The organism is Mesorhizobium sp. M8A.F.Ca.ET.207.01.1.1, from assembly GCF_004794715.1.
GTDB lineage: Bacteria > Pseudomonadota > Alphaproteobacteria > Rhizobiales > Rhizobiaceae > Mesorhizobium.
The window spans coordinates 1-12,726 of sequence record NZ_SRUS01000013.1 but is presented as its reverse complement, the minus strand read 5'-3'; the positions used below and the strand labels follow the sequence as shown (position 1 = coordinate 12,726).

Annotated in this window: 14 protein-coding genes and 1 pseudogene; 4 read left to right on the top strand and 11 right to left on the bottom strand. The window is 60.7% G+C overall.

Annotation, left to right across the window (positions count from 1 at the left end; genetic code table 11):
- Positions 1-149 precede the first annotated feature (149 nt).
- Entirely contained in the window at positions 150-560 is a 411-nt protein-coding gene (locus EN850_RS28975; RefSeq protein ID WP_127873542.1) for a hemerythrin domain-containing protein, read from the top strand.
- A gap of 1 nt (position 561) precedes the next feature.
- Here EN850_RS28975 and EN850_RS28970 read toward each other — a convergent pair whose 3' ends face one another.
- The gene (locus tag EN850_RS28970) at positions 562-1,290 is read right to left on the bottom strand and encodes a Crp/Fnr family transcriptional regulator (RefSeq protein ID WP_127275980.1); all 729 of its coding nucleotides are present in this window, start codon (positions 1,288-1,290) and stop codon (positions 562-564) included.
- 162 nt (positions 1,291-1,452) lie between these two features.
- On the opposite strand from EN850_RS28970, the gene hemN reads away from it, so the two are divergent.
- The gene (hemN, locus tag EN850_RS28965) at positions 1,453-2,802 is read left to right on the top strand and encodes an oxygen-independent coproporphyrinogen III oxidase (protein WP_127873535.1); all 1,350 of its coding nucleotides are present in this window, start codon (positions 1,453-1,455) and stop codon (positions 2,800-2,802) included.
- Positions 2,803-2,905: 103 nt separating this feature from the next.
- Here the strand turns inward: hemN and EN850_RS28960 are convergent, their stop codons facing one another.
- From EN850_RS28960 to EN850_RS37335, 7 genes and pseudogenes are all read right to left on the bottom strand, one after another.
- A complete protein-coding gene (locus EN850_RS28960; protein WP_127275978.1) occupies positions 2,906-3,241 on the bottom strand; it encodes a DUF779 domain-containing protein in 336 nt (111 codons plus the stop codon).
- Between the two features lie 62 nt (positions 3,242-3,303).
- Positions 3,304-4,821: an aldehyde dehydrogenase gene (gene adh, locus EN850_RS28955; RefSeq protein WP_136092748.1), complete on the bottom strand. Its 1,518-nt coding sequence runs from the start codon at positions 4,819-4,821 to the stop codon at positions 3,304-3,306.
- A gap of 144 nt (positions 4,822-4,965) precedes the next feature.
- Entirely contained in the window at positions 4,966-5,934 is a 969-nt protein-coding gene (locus EN850_RS28950; protein ID WP_127275976.1) for a helix-turn-helix domain-containing protein, read from the bottom strand.
- Positions 5,935-6,142: 208 nt separating this feature from the next.
- Positions 6,143-6,574, bottom strand: a complete 432-nt coding sequence (locus tag EN850_RS28945; protein WP_127275975.1) for a potassium channel family protein — start codon at positions 6,572-6,574, stop codon at positions 6,143-6,145.
- Between the two features lie 128 nt (positions 6,575-6,702).
- Positions 6,703-8,786: pseudogene (locus EN850_RS28940) on the bottom strand (mechanosensitive ion channel family protein); the annotation flags it as partial.
- A 126-nt stretch (positions 8,787-8,912) separates the two neighbouring features.
- Positions 8,913-9,380, bottom strand: coding sequence for a DUF1214 domain-containing protein (locus EN850_RS37340; RefSeq protein ID WP_246689296.1), 468 nt, complete (start codon positions 9,378-9,380; stop codon positions 8,913-8,915).
- Complete coding sequence (locus EN850_RS37335; RefSeq protein ID WP_246689295.1) at positions 9,290-9,682, bottom strand: hypothetical protein; 393 nt, start codon at positions 9,680-9,682, stop codon at positions 9,290-9,292. The genes EN850_RS37340 and EN850_RS37335 overlap by 91 nt, the downstream gene beginning before the upstream one ends.
- 50 nt (positions 9,683-9,732) lie before the next feature.
- Here EN850_RS37335 and EN850_RS28930 point away from each other — a divergent pair, with 50 nt between their 5' ends.
- Both EN850_RS28930 and EN850_RS37330 read left to right on the top strand, forming a co-directional pair.
- Complete coding sequence (locus tag EN850_RS28930) at positions 9,733-10,317, top strand: alpha/beta hydrolase (RefSeq protein ID WP_246689294.1); 585 nt, start codon at positions 9,733-9,735, stop codon at positions 10,315-10,317.
- A 93-nt stretch (positions 10,318-10,410) separates the two neighbouring features.
- The gene (locus EN850_RS37330; protein ID WP_127275987.1) at positions 10,411-10,683 is read left to right on the top strand and encodes a hypothetical protein; all 273 of its coding nucleotides are present in this window, start codon (positions 10,411-10,413) and stop codon (positions 10,681-10,683) included.
- Positions 10,684-11,011: 328 nt separating this feature from the next.
- On the opposite strand, the gene EN850_RS28920 is transcribed toward EN850_RS37330, so the two are convergent.
- The 3 genes from EN850_RS28920 to EN850_RS28915 all read right to left on the bottom strand — a co-directional run.
- Positions 11,012-11,899 (bottom strand): porin, encoded by an 888-nt coding sequence (locus tag EN850_RS28920; RefSeq protein WP_246689300.1) that lies wholly within the window; start codon positions 11,897-11,899, stop codon positions 11,012-11,014.
- Positions 11,896-12,228 carry a hypothetical protein gene (locus tag EN850_RS37325; protein WP_246689302.1) on the bottom strand — a complete coding sequence of 111 codons (333 nt, stop codon included), beginning with the start codon at positions 12,226-12,228 and terminating at the stop codon, positions 11,896-11,898. Before EN850_RS37325 ends, EN850_RS28920 begins: the two co-directional genes overlap by 4 nt.
- Before the next feature lie 304 nt (positions 12,229-12,532).
- On the bottom strand, positions 12,533-12,726 hold a 194-nt coding region (locus EN850_RS28915), incomplete at its 5' end, for an adenylyl-sulfate kinase (RefSeq protein ID WP_136090334.1).

Here is a 12,726-nt window from a genome sequence, read left to right as displayed (position 1 = left end):
AGTGCTTTCGGATTGGGCAGCGTTGGTCTGCAAATGACTGGAGGTCGCCGTTGAGCCGCAAGAAAGGGCCAGGGTCGTCGCTGTTCGAAGTACGCGATGGAGACACCGCACCAACTGACCGATCCACAGAAGTGGTCCCGGCCGCGGTGATGAAGCGCGCGCACAGGGAGAAGTTGCAACTCTGCGATGCCTTGGAGAGAATCGCGGATGCATTGCCCGGCGTCGATCGTCTGAAGTGCCTCGGCACGGCCAACGCCATCGTCCCGCTGCTGCGCGACATCCATCGATATGAAGAGACAGTCATCTTCCCCGCCTACGAGGAGGCCGTGGTCGGCAGTAATGCGAACCTTGCTTCAACCCGGCGACTGCGGGCTGAACATGTGGAAGATGAGTGCTTTGCCGGTGAGGTGACCGAAATTCTGCTGGCCATCGGTCATGGCGAGACAGTCGAGAACCCCGAGGCCATCGGCTTCATGTTACGCGGCCTGTTCGAGAACTTGCGCCGGCACATAGCGTTTGAACGCGAGCACGTCCTCCCGATGATCGGGATCGTCGATTGATCTAGGCGCCGGAGCGTCGCTGCAGCCGGTCCAAGCTATCCACGACAACATGCCGATTGTTCTCTATCCGGATTACGCTATCTGATCGCAGCCTGGTCAGCTGGCGGCTGACGGTCTCGATGGTCAGACCAAGGAAATCGGCGATGTCGGCGCGGGTCAAAGGCAGGTCGAAACTTGTCGACTGGGCGGCCGGGTCAAGCGTGGGGTCGATGTTTCTGGCGATCATGAGAAGAAAGCTCGCCACCTTTTCCGAAGCACTCTTGCGGCCCAGCGTCACCATCCAATCGCGGGCGTCATCGAGTTCATTCAGCGTCTGCTTGAAGAGACGGTGCTCCAGTTCCGGCGATTCCTTCATCATCCGTTCGATGGCGGCCTTCGGAAACGAGCACAGGGAGACTGCCGTTGCGGCTTCGGCGTTGATCGCGCTTTCCACCTTGAAGGGCCGGCCCAGAAAATCGGGAGCAAATTGAAGCCCGACAATCTGCTGGCGCCCGTCCGAAAGGCTCTTTGTAAGCTTGACCACGCCGGAAAGCACGTTCGAGTAACTGTCGACGGTTTCGGCGTCGCCAATCAATTCCACGCCCGGTTCAACGGTATGCTTCGACGAGGTCTTGGCGAGGCCGACCAATTGTTCGGGATCGAGCGCTCCGCAAACACCGTGGTGCCGCGCTTCGCATGATTGGCAAAGCACGGGAATGCCGGCGCTGTGTACATCCTGGCGCACTGTCATCGTGGTCGTCCGCGGAACCAAAGGTCCCGTCAGGATATAGCATCGGCCCAGCAAAAAGCCTTGCGGCAGTTTGTCCGCAGCCGATGGGCATTGACCGAGATCAAGGCGGTTGTCGCCCCTGGTGAGCAGTATCGCGCGACACAGCCCGGAGTTGATTGCGACATGCGGCCAGATCTAGTTGCCAGACTTGGTGAGAACGTGCCGCGCTATACCAGCTACCCAACGGCGCCGCATTTTCATCCGGGCGTCGATGCTGCCGCTTGTCGTGGCTGGCTGCAGGCGCTCAACGAGGGCGACGAGATCTCGCTCTATTTGCACATCCCCTATTGCGACAAGCTTTGCTGGTTCTGTGCCTGCCATACCAAGCAGACGCGCCACTACGAGCCCGTGACGGCCTATCTTCGCTCACTGCATGCCGAGATCTCTACCGTTGCCAGTCTTGTCGGAGGCAAGGGCCGCGTGCATGCCGTCCATTTCGGCGGCGGTTCGCCGACGATGCTCAAACCGCAGGACATAGTGGCGCTGGCAACAGTGCTGCGCAACAGCTTTGCATTCCTCCCCGGCGCCAAGATCAGCGTCGAAATCGAACCCAACGACATGGACGAAGCCCGCCTCGACGCGCTTGCCGAAATAGGCATGACGAGAGCGAGCCTCGGCGTCCAGGATTTCGACCCCAAGGTCCAGAAGGCCATCAATCGCGAGCAGACCTTTTTGCAGACCAAAGCCGTCGTCGACGGCGTTCGCTCGCGCGGTGTCGAATCGGTCAACCTGGACCTGCTCTACGGTTTGCCGCACCAGACCAGGGAGAGTGTCCTATCCACGGTCCAACAGGCGCTGTCGCTGGAGCCGGACCGGATCGCGCTTTTTGGCTATGCTCATGTGCCATGGTTCAAGAAACATCAGACAATGATCGACGACGCCTGGTTGCCAGGCCCGGAGGAGCGGTTCGCCCAATCGCAACTGGCAGCGCGCGCCATCCTCGACCAAGGATATGAAGCAATTGGGCTCGACCATTTCGCAAAACCAGGCGATGCGCTGGCGCTGGCCGCGCGGTCAGGGACGTTGCACCGCAACTTCCAGGGCTATACCGAGGATCGCTGCGAAACCTTGATCGGCCTCGGTCCGTCATCCATCAGCCAGTATCGGCAAGGCTATGCACAGAACATGCCTTCGACCACAGAGTATGGCCGCATGGTGGCTGACGGCGGGCTGGCGACCGTCAGAGGCATCGCGTTCTCCGTGGATGATCGCGTTCGCGGCTGGATCATCGAACGGCTGATGTGCGACTTCGCCTTTTCCGCGATCGACTTGGTTGAGCGCTTCGGCGAAGCCGGCCAGAAGCTTCTCAGCAAGGCAAGCTCGACCGCCCTGCTTGATCCAGCGCCGATGCTTGAATTGAACGGTGACCACTTCGTCGTGCCGGTGGAAAGCCGGCCCTTTGTCAGAAGCGTCGCCGCGAAGTTCGACAAGTATTTCGAAACCGGCAAGGCGAGACATTCGGTAGCGGTCTGAGCGGCGGCTTGGTCGCGAACTGAATGCGATGGGACCGAACGTTGTGTCAGGGCCGTCAAGCCTATGACGGCCGTGTCCATGACCCGATGGATGACCCACATCCTCATCTGACAGCGCAAATCGTCGACCGCGTCAGGAATCGCTTCTCGCGTCCATTGTCGAGCGAGAACATGCCGCCGCGACCAGCCACCACGTCGATAATGAGATCGGTGTGCTTCCAGGCTTCGAATTGCGAGGCCCCGATGTAGAATGGCGCCTCACCGATGTGGCCGAGTAACACATCCTGGTCACCGATGATGAAGCCAGCCACCGGATAGCACATTGGCGAAGAGCCGTCGCAGCAGCCACCGGACTGATGGAACAGCACCGGGCCATGATCGGTGACGATCTCCGTGATCAGTTCAAGGGCTGCCGGCGTCGCTGTGACTTTTGCATGCATGGTCTTATCCGGTTTCCAGTCATGCGCGCGGTCCCTTGGGGCCGCGCGCATGGGCGCAGCGATCAGAAGAAGCCGAGCTTCTTCGGGCTGTAGCTGACCAGCATGTTCTTGGTCTGCTGGTAGTGGTCGAGCATCATCTTGTGGGTCTCCCGGCCAATGCCGGACTGCTTGTAGCCGCCGAAGGCCGCATGCGCGGGGTAGGCATGGTAGCAATTGGTCCAGACGCGGCCAGCCTGGATTGCCCGGCCGAAGCGGTAGGCGCGGTTGGCATCGCGTGTCCAGACGCCTGCGCCCAGACCGTAGAGCGTATCGTTGGCAATGCTGAGGGCTTCGTCGTCGTCCTTGAAGGTCGTGACCGATACCACCGGCCCAAATATTTCCTCCTGGAAGATGCGCATCTTGTTGTGACCCTTGAACACCGTGGGCTGGACGTAGTAGCCGCCGGCGAGGTCGCCCGGCAGAAGATTGCGCGCCCCACCGGTCAGCAACTCCGCTCCTTCCTGGCGGCCGATGTCGATGTAGGACAGGATCTTTTCCATCTGCTCAGACGAGGCCTGAGCACCGATCATCGTCGCCGGATCGAGCGGGTCGCCCTGCACGATCGCCTCGACGCGCTTGAGGGCGCGTTCCATGAATCTGTCGTAGATTGATTCCTGGATGAGCGCACGGCTGGGGCAGGTGCAGACCTCGCCCTGGTTCAGCGCGAACATGACGAAGCCTTCGATAGCCTTGTCGAAGAAATCGTCGTCTTCGGCGACGACATCCTTGAAGAAGATGTTGGGTGACTTGCCGCCCAGTTCCAGCGTGACGGGAATGAGGTTCTGGCTGGCATATTGCATGATCAGCCGACCCGTCGTGGTCTCGCCGGTAAAGGCGATTTTGGCGATGCGCGGTGACGAAGCGAGCGGCTTGCCGGCCTCGAGGCCGAAACCGTTGACGATGTTGAGCACGCCTGCCGGCAGCAGATCGCCGATAAGATCGGCCCAGAGCAGGATAGCGGCCGGGGTCTGCTCGGCTGGCTTCAGCACCACGCAGTTGCCGGCCGCAAGCGCGGGAGCAAGTTTCCAGCATGCCATCAGCAACGGGAAGTTCCACGGGATGATCTGACCGACCACGCCGAGCGGCTCATGGAAGTGATAGGCGACGGTGTCGTCGTCGATCTGCGAAAGGCTGCCTTCCTGGCCGCGCACGGCGCCGGCGAAATAGCGGAAATGGTCGATGGCCAGAGGCAGGTCGGCCGCGGTCGTTTCCCGGATCGGCTTGCCATTGTCCCAGGTTTCTGCACAGGCGAGGAGATCGAGGTTCTCCTCCATGCGGTCGGCGATGCGGTTGAGGATAAGCGACCGCTCGGCCACGCTGGTCCGTCCCCAGGCATCCTTGGCGGCATGGGCCGCGTCCAGGGCCGCATCGATGTCCTGGGCATCTGAGCGCGCCACCTCGCATAGCAGCTGCCCGTTTACCGGCGAGTGGTTCTCGAAGTAGCGGCCGGACCGCGGTTCGGCCCATTTGCCGCCGATGAAATTGCCATAGCGCTTGTCGAAGGGCGCCTTGACCGAGCGTGAAAATTCAACCTTGTTCATGTGTCTTCCTCCCAAAGCTGACGTCGCGGGATGCGACGCTTCGGAAGAGACTTGCGATTTTCGCCCGTAGTTGTCACCGCACTGGTCACCGCGGTCGGACATGATGTGTCGCAGAATTGCGACAGTCATGGTCGCCAAGGGAGTTCAGTGAGACCGATGGACATCCAGGCGGTTGAGCTTGCGGTGGAGCGTCGCGCGGCTGATCCCTAGCGCCTGAGCTGCAGCCGAGACATTTCCGTCAGCGCGCGCGAGTGCACGCTGGAGAGCCCCGCGCTCTGCCTCAGCGAGAATTTTGGAGCCGCGCTCAGCCCAGCCGAACAAATCGGCGGCGGGCATCGGCTTGTCGAGACACTGCTGGGTAATGCCAAGCGCCAGGCGCGCCGAACGGGTCGCGCCGACCACGAGATCGTCCGCGTCAACGGCGATCAGCGCTCCGGAGCCTTTGTCAGTCACTGGGGCGAGCAGAATTCGCGCCTTTGGGAATGCCATCTTGAAGTTTTCACCTTCGATCCGACGCACCGCGTCGACCACAGCCATCGAGATGAGATTGGCGAAGGCTTCGGTCAGATCAGCCCGGCAGGAAGACACGTCAAGCGCGGCTACAAGATTCCCTTCATGATCGTGGATAGGAGCGGTGGTGCAACTGAGCAGCGTGTTGCGCGTATGGAAATGCTGGTCACGGTGAATTGTGAGAGCGCGCCGCTCGACCAGACAGGTGCCGATCCCGTTGGTGCCTTGGCTTTCCTCGTTCCAGACGGAGCCAGTCCACAAACCCCAGGAACGAAACGTCTCGTCATCGACGGGCGCACCGCGCCGTTCGACCGGCACCCCGTCACGATCGGCAAGCAGGACACAGCACCCGACGCCGCCAACCGCGAGATAGAGCCGGTCGAGACTCGATTGGGCAGCTTGGACGAGAGGTTCGATGCGTTGCCCGGCCTGTCCCAGTTCCGCCTCCGTCAGATAGCGTGGGGGGCTACAGTCGGCTGGATCGAGCCGATGCAAATTGGAAGACCGTCGCCAGGAAGCAACCAGTGCGGACTTCGCTGCAGCGTCCGAGGCAATCGCCGCCTGGATGCGGTCGGCATGATGGCCGTATAGATCCTCGCCCATGCTTAAATCCTCCCAACCTGATGTCTTTCCTCCCGATCTGACCGGTCTGCGGTTCCCGTAGCACATAGTCAATTCGTCGAAAGAAGCAGAAAGCGGATGTCTTCCTCTCGCCTGTCTCTGAGCAATTCGTGGTTACCATCGACAGAAAGCCTACCGACAGATTGACGCGCGTTCATTGATCGGGAGCAAATGGGAGCATCTGCTGCGGTCAAAAATGCTCGCCGGCCTTGAAGGGCCCGATGCGGGTGCCTGCTGCTATCAGGTAGGCTGTCGACCAGCCGATTAGCAGGAACCCGTTCACGCCCTCGAGTGCCGCCAGGACGCGCCACGCATGGGCGGGCACGATGTCGCCGTAACCAACCGTCGAGAAAGTGATGGTGGAAAAGTACAAGGCAGTTTCGAAATCGGCGAAGATGTCGAGCATCCGGTATAGCCCAGCCCAAAGCCAGACCTCCGTGGTCATGACGGCAAAGAGACCCATCACCACGCTGATCATCGCGACGATGCGGCTGCGGCGCCCGTGCATGCGAAAGCGGGACACAAGGTATCCCATCGCATGTGTGACGGCGATAAGGCCAAAGGTATGAACCAGCACCGTCAGGCTTATGACGATTGTGCCGATGAGCAGATTTAGAACCATAGATAATCATACCGATCGAAATCACGACACAATTTGTGCCAGATCAAATCTGCAGTGCAGGGGGTGTCCCGGCCTTTTTCGCCAAGTCTCGCAGTGGCGTTGTCACAAAGCGGGCCGGATTCGGAAGTGCCATCAGGCGCCGGGTTTGCCGCTAGCTCTTAACCTGCTTCAGCTTGAGTAGTTGCTGCGCGGCGGCCGCGTTGTCGCCGCCACCCTCCACATGCACGGTGGGAACAGCGAGCTTGATGCCGTTCTCGTCGAATGCCTTCTTGATCATCATGAAGGCTCGCCGCTTGATGCCGAACTGACCTCCCGGCTTGGTCATCAGCTTCATCCTGATGTCGATCCCGGAGTCGCCAAAACTGTCGACACCTTGCATTTTCAGCGGCTCGATCGTATCGGCCGCGAACTCAGGATCCGCGGCCAGCTCCTGACCGATCTTCTTGATGAGCCTGCGAGCGAGGTCTATGTCAGAATCGTAGGTGATGCTGAGAGCCATCTTGTCCATCACCCAGTCACGGCTCATGTTCTGGATGGCGCCGAGCTGGCCGAACGGCACGGTGAAAATTGGGCCGCGGTGATGCCGCAGCCTGACTGATCGCAGGCTGAACGATTCGACTGTGCCCTTATAGCTGCCGCTCTGGATATACTCACCGACACGGAAGGCGTCGTCGAGCATATAGAAAACGCCGCTCAGCACGTCCTTGACCAGTGTCTGCGAACCGAAGCCGATAGCGACGCCGAAAATGCCCGCGCCGGCGATCAAAGGTGCAATCTGCACGCCCAGTCCGGACAGGATTGTCAGCACTGCGACGGCCGCGATGAAGACAGCAAGCACGTTGCGGAATATCGGCAGCAGCGTACGCAGCCGGCCGCTGCGGGCAAGGTCGTCCGCGCTTGACCCGTCTTTTGACGCGAGCTCCATCCGATAAGCGATCAGCGCCTTCGCCAGCTGCCACAGCAGATCCGCTACCAGGAGGATGATGATGCTATTGAGCAGGCCCGAAATCACGATCGCGCCTGTTTCACTGCCGGCAAGGGCAGCAGCCCTGATGCGCCAGACATAGGCGAGCCAAGCGACCGCCGCGCCAATCATCGCTGCCCTGGCTCCCCTGACGATCAGCACGTTCAGCATGATGCCGAGGGCGCCGCTGCGCTGCGCTCTGCTGGCGAAGGCCTGTGCGACGTTGCCAACCCCACGCACCGCCACCGGCAATAGCAGCGCATAGAGGCCGAGCCACAGCACGCCGAGCAGTCCTGCCACCCAGGCCAGCCAAAGCGCGATCAGATAGAGCGTCAGCAGCGAATGCCTGGCAGCGGAAGCTGCGCTGCCCGGCCGCCGCCAGACGATTTCGATGGCGATGGCCAACATGCCCAGGCCACAAAGCAGGGCAACCACCCGCGCCACGTCGACCGAGAAACCGATGCTCGGCATGAGGCTGACCACGGCCCAGCCAAACAGCAGAAAGCCTGCGATGAGGCTCACGCGCCGAAGCCAGAAACGCTGCGCGGTCGAGTTTGCAACAGGAACTGTTGTCAGCGTCTCATCCGGCGTCCTGCTCTCCGCGCCGGCGAGTCCAAACAGCAACCTGACAATTGCGCGGACGACACGCACGGCGATGAAGGCGAGCAGCAAAGTCAGCACGATGCGGCGCAGCAAAGGCGGCCAGTCGAACGCGAGGAACGAGCCGATGGCTGCCAGAGCAAATGTCAGCAAGGCAGCGACCTCGGACAGGGCTGCCTGTCCGGGATCAATTGTCGGGTCAGAACCGCCAGGCGACAAAGCCCGGCGAACCAGCCACTCGGCGCCGAAGCCGACGACAGTCAGCACTGCCAGGATCAGGATCACCAGCCCGGGCCTACCTGAATTCACGTCGCGCGAGACGACGCCGGCGGCGTTAGCTGCCTCCTGCGGGATGCGAGGAATGGCATCGGTGAGCGCGACGAGACGTGCGCGAACGGCCAGCTCCCAGTTCGAGATTGCGTCGGCCAGCGATGCGGCAGACGGTTCCTCGGCGGCTACCGGTATCTTTCCTTCGAGCCATACCTTGACCTCCGGATCGGACAGCAGGTCGAGGAATTGCCGTGCCTTTTCGGGCGGCACGCCGTCCGGAGGCTGCTGGGCCCAGGAAGCTCCAAGGAGCACCCAAAGGAAAATCGGAATGACGGCCGACAGTAGAAGACCAATTCGAGTGGGCAGTGCATTGCTCATCGAGCGCTCCGGCAAGTTTCGATCGACAGTACGACCAGACGTTCCCGCAATCAAACGAACCATGCCGGATCGAACGCGGAACCCTGCTACTTGACCACCTCAAACTCGCCCGGCCGCCAGGTCTTGTCAAACCAGGGTTCGAGCGGGCCATAAAGCCGAAGAATCGGATACCATCCATCCCTTCCCGGCGACGGTCTGGACCCAGTTCGCCTCTTTACCTTCAGGGGCCTTCGGGCCGAAATAGAGATCGACCGAACCGTCGGAGTTCTCGGCGCGCTTGTCGCGCTTGTTGTTCTTGCTCGGGAAGGTCTGGCCCGTCTCAAGCTCCGAGCGCGTCTGCGGATCGCCGATCACCACGGACCAGAAATCCTTGACCGGCGGATTAGCGGGAATGTGGAGGCTGTACGTCTTGGCACCGTCCAGATAGTCGCCGTTCACGTCGGTTGAGGCATAGGCGTATTGGGAACCGACGCCGATCATTTTCTGCACCATGGCGGGCGTGTTCACCGTCGCCTGGTAGAAGAACATGGTCCTGGAGTCGAGATTGCGGCCGCCCTCGCCGCCGTCCCGGAGCCATTCATAGCTGCCGTCCACGAAGCCGCGTTCCAGGAGCTGTTTGGATAGAGTTGGGCGCCGTCGAGGCGAGGGCGGAAGGCCAGCGCGCGGGCGGTTGCGTTGCCGATAGCGAGCGCTTCGACCAGCAGCTTCTTCATCCGCTCGTCCGGCGCGAAGGGCTTGCCCTTCTGGATGCCGATGGAGGCAAACAGGCCCAGCATTTCCGGATCGAGCATCGACTTCGGCTCACGCTCGATGACCGTGTGGAGCTCTTCATAGAACTCGTAGTCGATGGCGTGGATGGTGTTCACCGGCTTCCGCGATCCGCTGATGAATTCCATCTTCGGCGGGTTATCGCGTTTGGGCCTCGCGGGGCAAGACGCTGGACTGCGTGTACGACAACAACAGCGCGACCATCGCTCGCGACGGATTGGAGCGGACGCTGCGCCTTTTGCTGGCCAGCGATGCCGATGAAATCAACGTCCTCGCGCATTCGATGGGCAACTGGGTGACCGTCGAGGCATTTCGGCAAATCAAGATATCGGGAAACCTCACTTCCGCCAGCAAGCTTGGTACGGTGATACTCGCCGCCCCCGACATCGACGAGGACGTATTCAAATCGGAAATGCAGCGAATTGGGAAACCAAAAAAGCCGTTTTTGATCATTGTCTCGCGCGACGACAAAGCATTGGGTCTGTCGAGGCTTATCGCTGGCGGCAAAGATCGGATTGGGGCGAGCAGCAACACGGCGGAACTCGCAGAACTCGGCGCGATAGTCGTTGACTTGCCTGATGTGAAAGCCAACGATGCGACCAATCACGGCAAGTTCGCCCAAGTCGCGGAAATTGCGCCGGATCTTCGCAAGGCCCTGGCGCAGGGTATTCCAGATCAGGAAGAGGGCGGGCTGGCCGGCGCCACGACCCGCGTTCTTACTTTACCCGTCGCGGCGCCGATAAAGATCCTGACGGCCAAGTAGCGCTTGCCGCAGGTATTTGACTTATAGAGAGGATGAACGATGACAAGACTTAGCTTGAGATTGGCCGGTGGTGCGGCTGCGATCGCCGTCGCCATGATTTTTGGCGGACTGATCGACACAGTTGTACCGCTCCCCTCTTTCGTCGGCGACGCGCAGGCGCGAGTTGGCCATCCGCTCACGCCCGGCAGCGTCGCTGGCGTTGCGAGGCGCACCACCCGCCGAACAATCCGTCGGACGAGTGTCTACGTGAACAGCCTCCCGGCCGCATGCGTGAAAACCACCGTCTACGGCCCCGTACTGTGGCACTGTGGCGGCAGGTATTATCAGGCCTCCAGCGGGCGCTACGTCGTCGTCAACATACAGTGACTTTGGGTGGCTTCTGGCAATAGTGCTCCCGGACAGGCGCGATGCGCCTGTCCGTTGGGGCCGTGCCAGCCTTCTGCGGTCCCACCGTCCCAGTTTGCGCCGAAGGAGCCCCATTTGTTCCGGAGCGCAGCGCTGTTGCTGATCACGGGACGTTCACGCGCGCCTTTCGCTCCTGGGCGGGGATGCCGCCCAGGAGCTTCAGCCGGCGATCCGAAACGGCCACTAATTAGCACGATAGGTTTGTCGGGCTTCTTGCTCTCGTAGCGCGGAGAAAAGTCGAAGATCCCGCGAGGCAACAGCTTTGATGATCGTGTTTACATCGAACCGATCAAAATTCACGTGTAACCCACAGGAAGTCCGTCGTCCCTTTCAAATCGGCACCCGGAATAAGACCGACCGCGCCGTTGAGCGCGACATGTGTGCTAAGCGCATCCACTTCCGTGCCGATCGTCCACTTTTCCGTGGGCTGATAGATCAAATTTACGCCGTATCGCTTCGTTCTGATCGAGGGGTTGGTCGCGAACAGGTCGAGATTCACCGCGACATAGCTTACGAACGCGTTCGACTCCCATTTGTCCGACCATTCATGATGGTACGAAGCCACGGCGCTCCAACCCTGTATCGGGCCGACGGTGGGGAAGCGCGCGGCGAAAGCGGCGGCGTCGGCTTCGGTGCCAAGGAAAGCAGGCGCGTCTACCGAATAGGCAAGGCCGGCGCTAAAATTATCGTCTTCACCGGCAAATCTAACCGGCGCCGTAAGGCCGGCTGTCGCTGCCCAACCGAATCGGCTGCCGGCCGACAAATCGAGCAAGCGCGCGGCCGGCGTCTCTTGCCGACGAGCGGCCGCCGAAACCTGCATGATCCAGTCGTCTTTTTCGTAATGGAGCTGCGCCGTGAAATACGGCGGCGTCTTGGGGAATTCCCAGGTGGTTGCACCGCGGCTGGTCGGAGGACCGGCCTCGACCGCCACAGAGGACGATAGATCGTCGGTGATCTCGTATTTGTAGGAAGCCAGATAACTGCTCAGCGACGGCGACGACGCGGTGAACTGGAAATCGCCCGACCAGGCGTTCATGAGGGATTCAGCGTAGCCAACTTTTACCCCCGCGTATTCGATTGTTGCTTCGGACAAGGTGGGCGCTGCGTCGAAACCATCGTCGGAGTTATAGCTCCAGGAAGTACCGAAGACGAACTTGAACGGTCCGGATCCCGTCAGCCGCGCAGCCGCAAATCCGCTTCGGAGCTGAAAGTCCGGGCGGTTCTTGAACCAGGTCCCAAATGCGGCTCCGGAGCATTGGTGTGTTGCAGGGTGCCCTGCAGGCTTCCGGATAGATCGTAGCAAACGCCGTTGACGAGGTAGCGATGCGACCCCGTGCCATCGGTTGCGCTGAGCGGTTTGCTTTCCGAGCCGGACCCGCCGACATCGATGTCGCACACGGCGCTATCTTCTTCGTCCTCGTCCTCGCCATCGTCCTGCGCGAAGGCCGGCGACAACAAGCGAAAGAGACACAAGCAGATCATGCAAAAGCGGCGAACGTGGCCCAAATACTACCTCGCCGGAGTTTTGGCGCAGTCCCATGGATCCCGACACACCGTCATGCGACTTGTTTGCGTCAACGGATGAGCCAGGCGCACGTAACACGCCCAGCTTCCGACGGCCCTCTTTGTCATCCTGCGAAAGGCTTGCAGCGTTCGAGAACGACCGTGCCACGGGCGCAACTGGCGACGGGTTCCGCTTGCCAATCAGCATGCCGGGCTTGGCACACGCCAGTGCAGGAAGCCAACGACCCGAACCATGCCAGCGTTCTCCTTCAATCGACGCGTCACTCGTATTCTAAAGCAAAAAGCGTCAGATGCCGCCGCCATTGTCATATTGCTCTTCGGCAATGTCACGCTCGTCCAGCCAGTGTTCCAGGGTATCTACCATCTCTTCGGCCGACTTGCCGAGCGTCTTGAGATGGATCTCCGGTTTCTCCGGTGCTTCGTAAGGAGAATCGACACCGGTGAAATTCTTGATCTCGCCATTCAGCGCGCGGGCGTAGA

Excerpts from the sequence above, each read along its gene's own strand:
- EN850_RS37335 (WP_246689295.1), bottom strand. The coding sequence starts at position 9,682 with ATGGAATTCATCAGCGGATCGCGGAAGCCGGTGAACACCATCCACGCC.
- EN850_RS28960 (WP_127275978.1), bottom strand. The coding sequence starts at position 3,241 with ATGCATGCAAAAGTCACAGCGACGCCGGCAGCCCTTGAACTGATCACG.
- EN850_RS28945 (WP_127275975.1), bottom strand. The coding sequence starts at position 6,574 with ATGGTTCTAAATCTGCTCATCGGCACAATCGTCATAAGCCTGACGGTG.
- EN850_RS28970 (WP_127275980.1), bottom strand. The coding sequence starts at position 1,290 with ATGACAGTGCGCCAGGATGTACACAGCGCCGGCATTCCCGTGCTTTGC.
- adh (WP_136092748.1), bottom strand. The coding sequence starts at position 4,821 with ATGAACAAGGTTGAATTTTCACGCTCGGTCAAGGCGCCCTTCGACAAG.
- EN850_RS37330 (WP_127275987.1), top strand. The coding sequence starts at position 10,411 with ATGATTTTTGGCGGACTGATCGACACAGTTGTACCGCTCCCCTCTTTC.
- EN850_RS28975 (WP_127873542.1), top strand. The coding sequence starts at position 150 with ATGAAGCGCGCGCACAGGGAGAAGTTGCAACTCTGCGATGCCTTGGAG.
- EN850_RS28950 (WP_127275976.1), bottom strand. The coding sequence starts at position 5,934 with ATGGGCGAGGATCTATACGGCCATCATGCCGACCGCATCCAGGCGGCG.
- hemN (WP_127873535.1), top strand. The coding sequence starts at position 1,453 with ATGCGGCCAGATCTAGTTGCCAGACTTGGTGAGAACGTGCCGCGCTAT.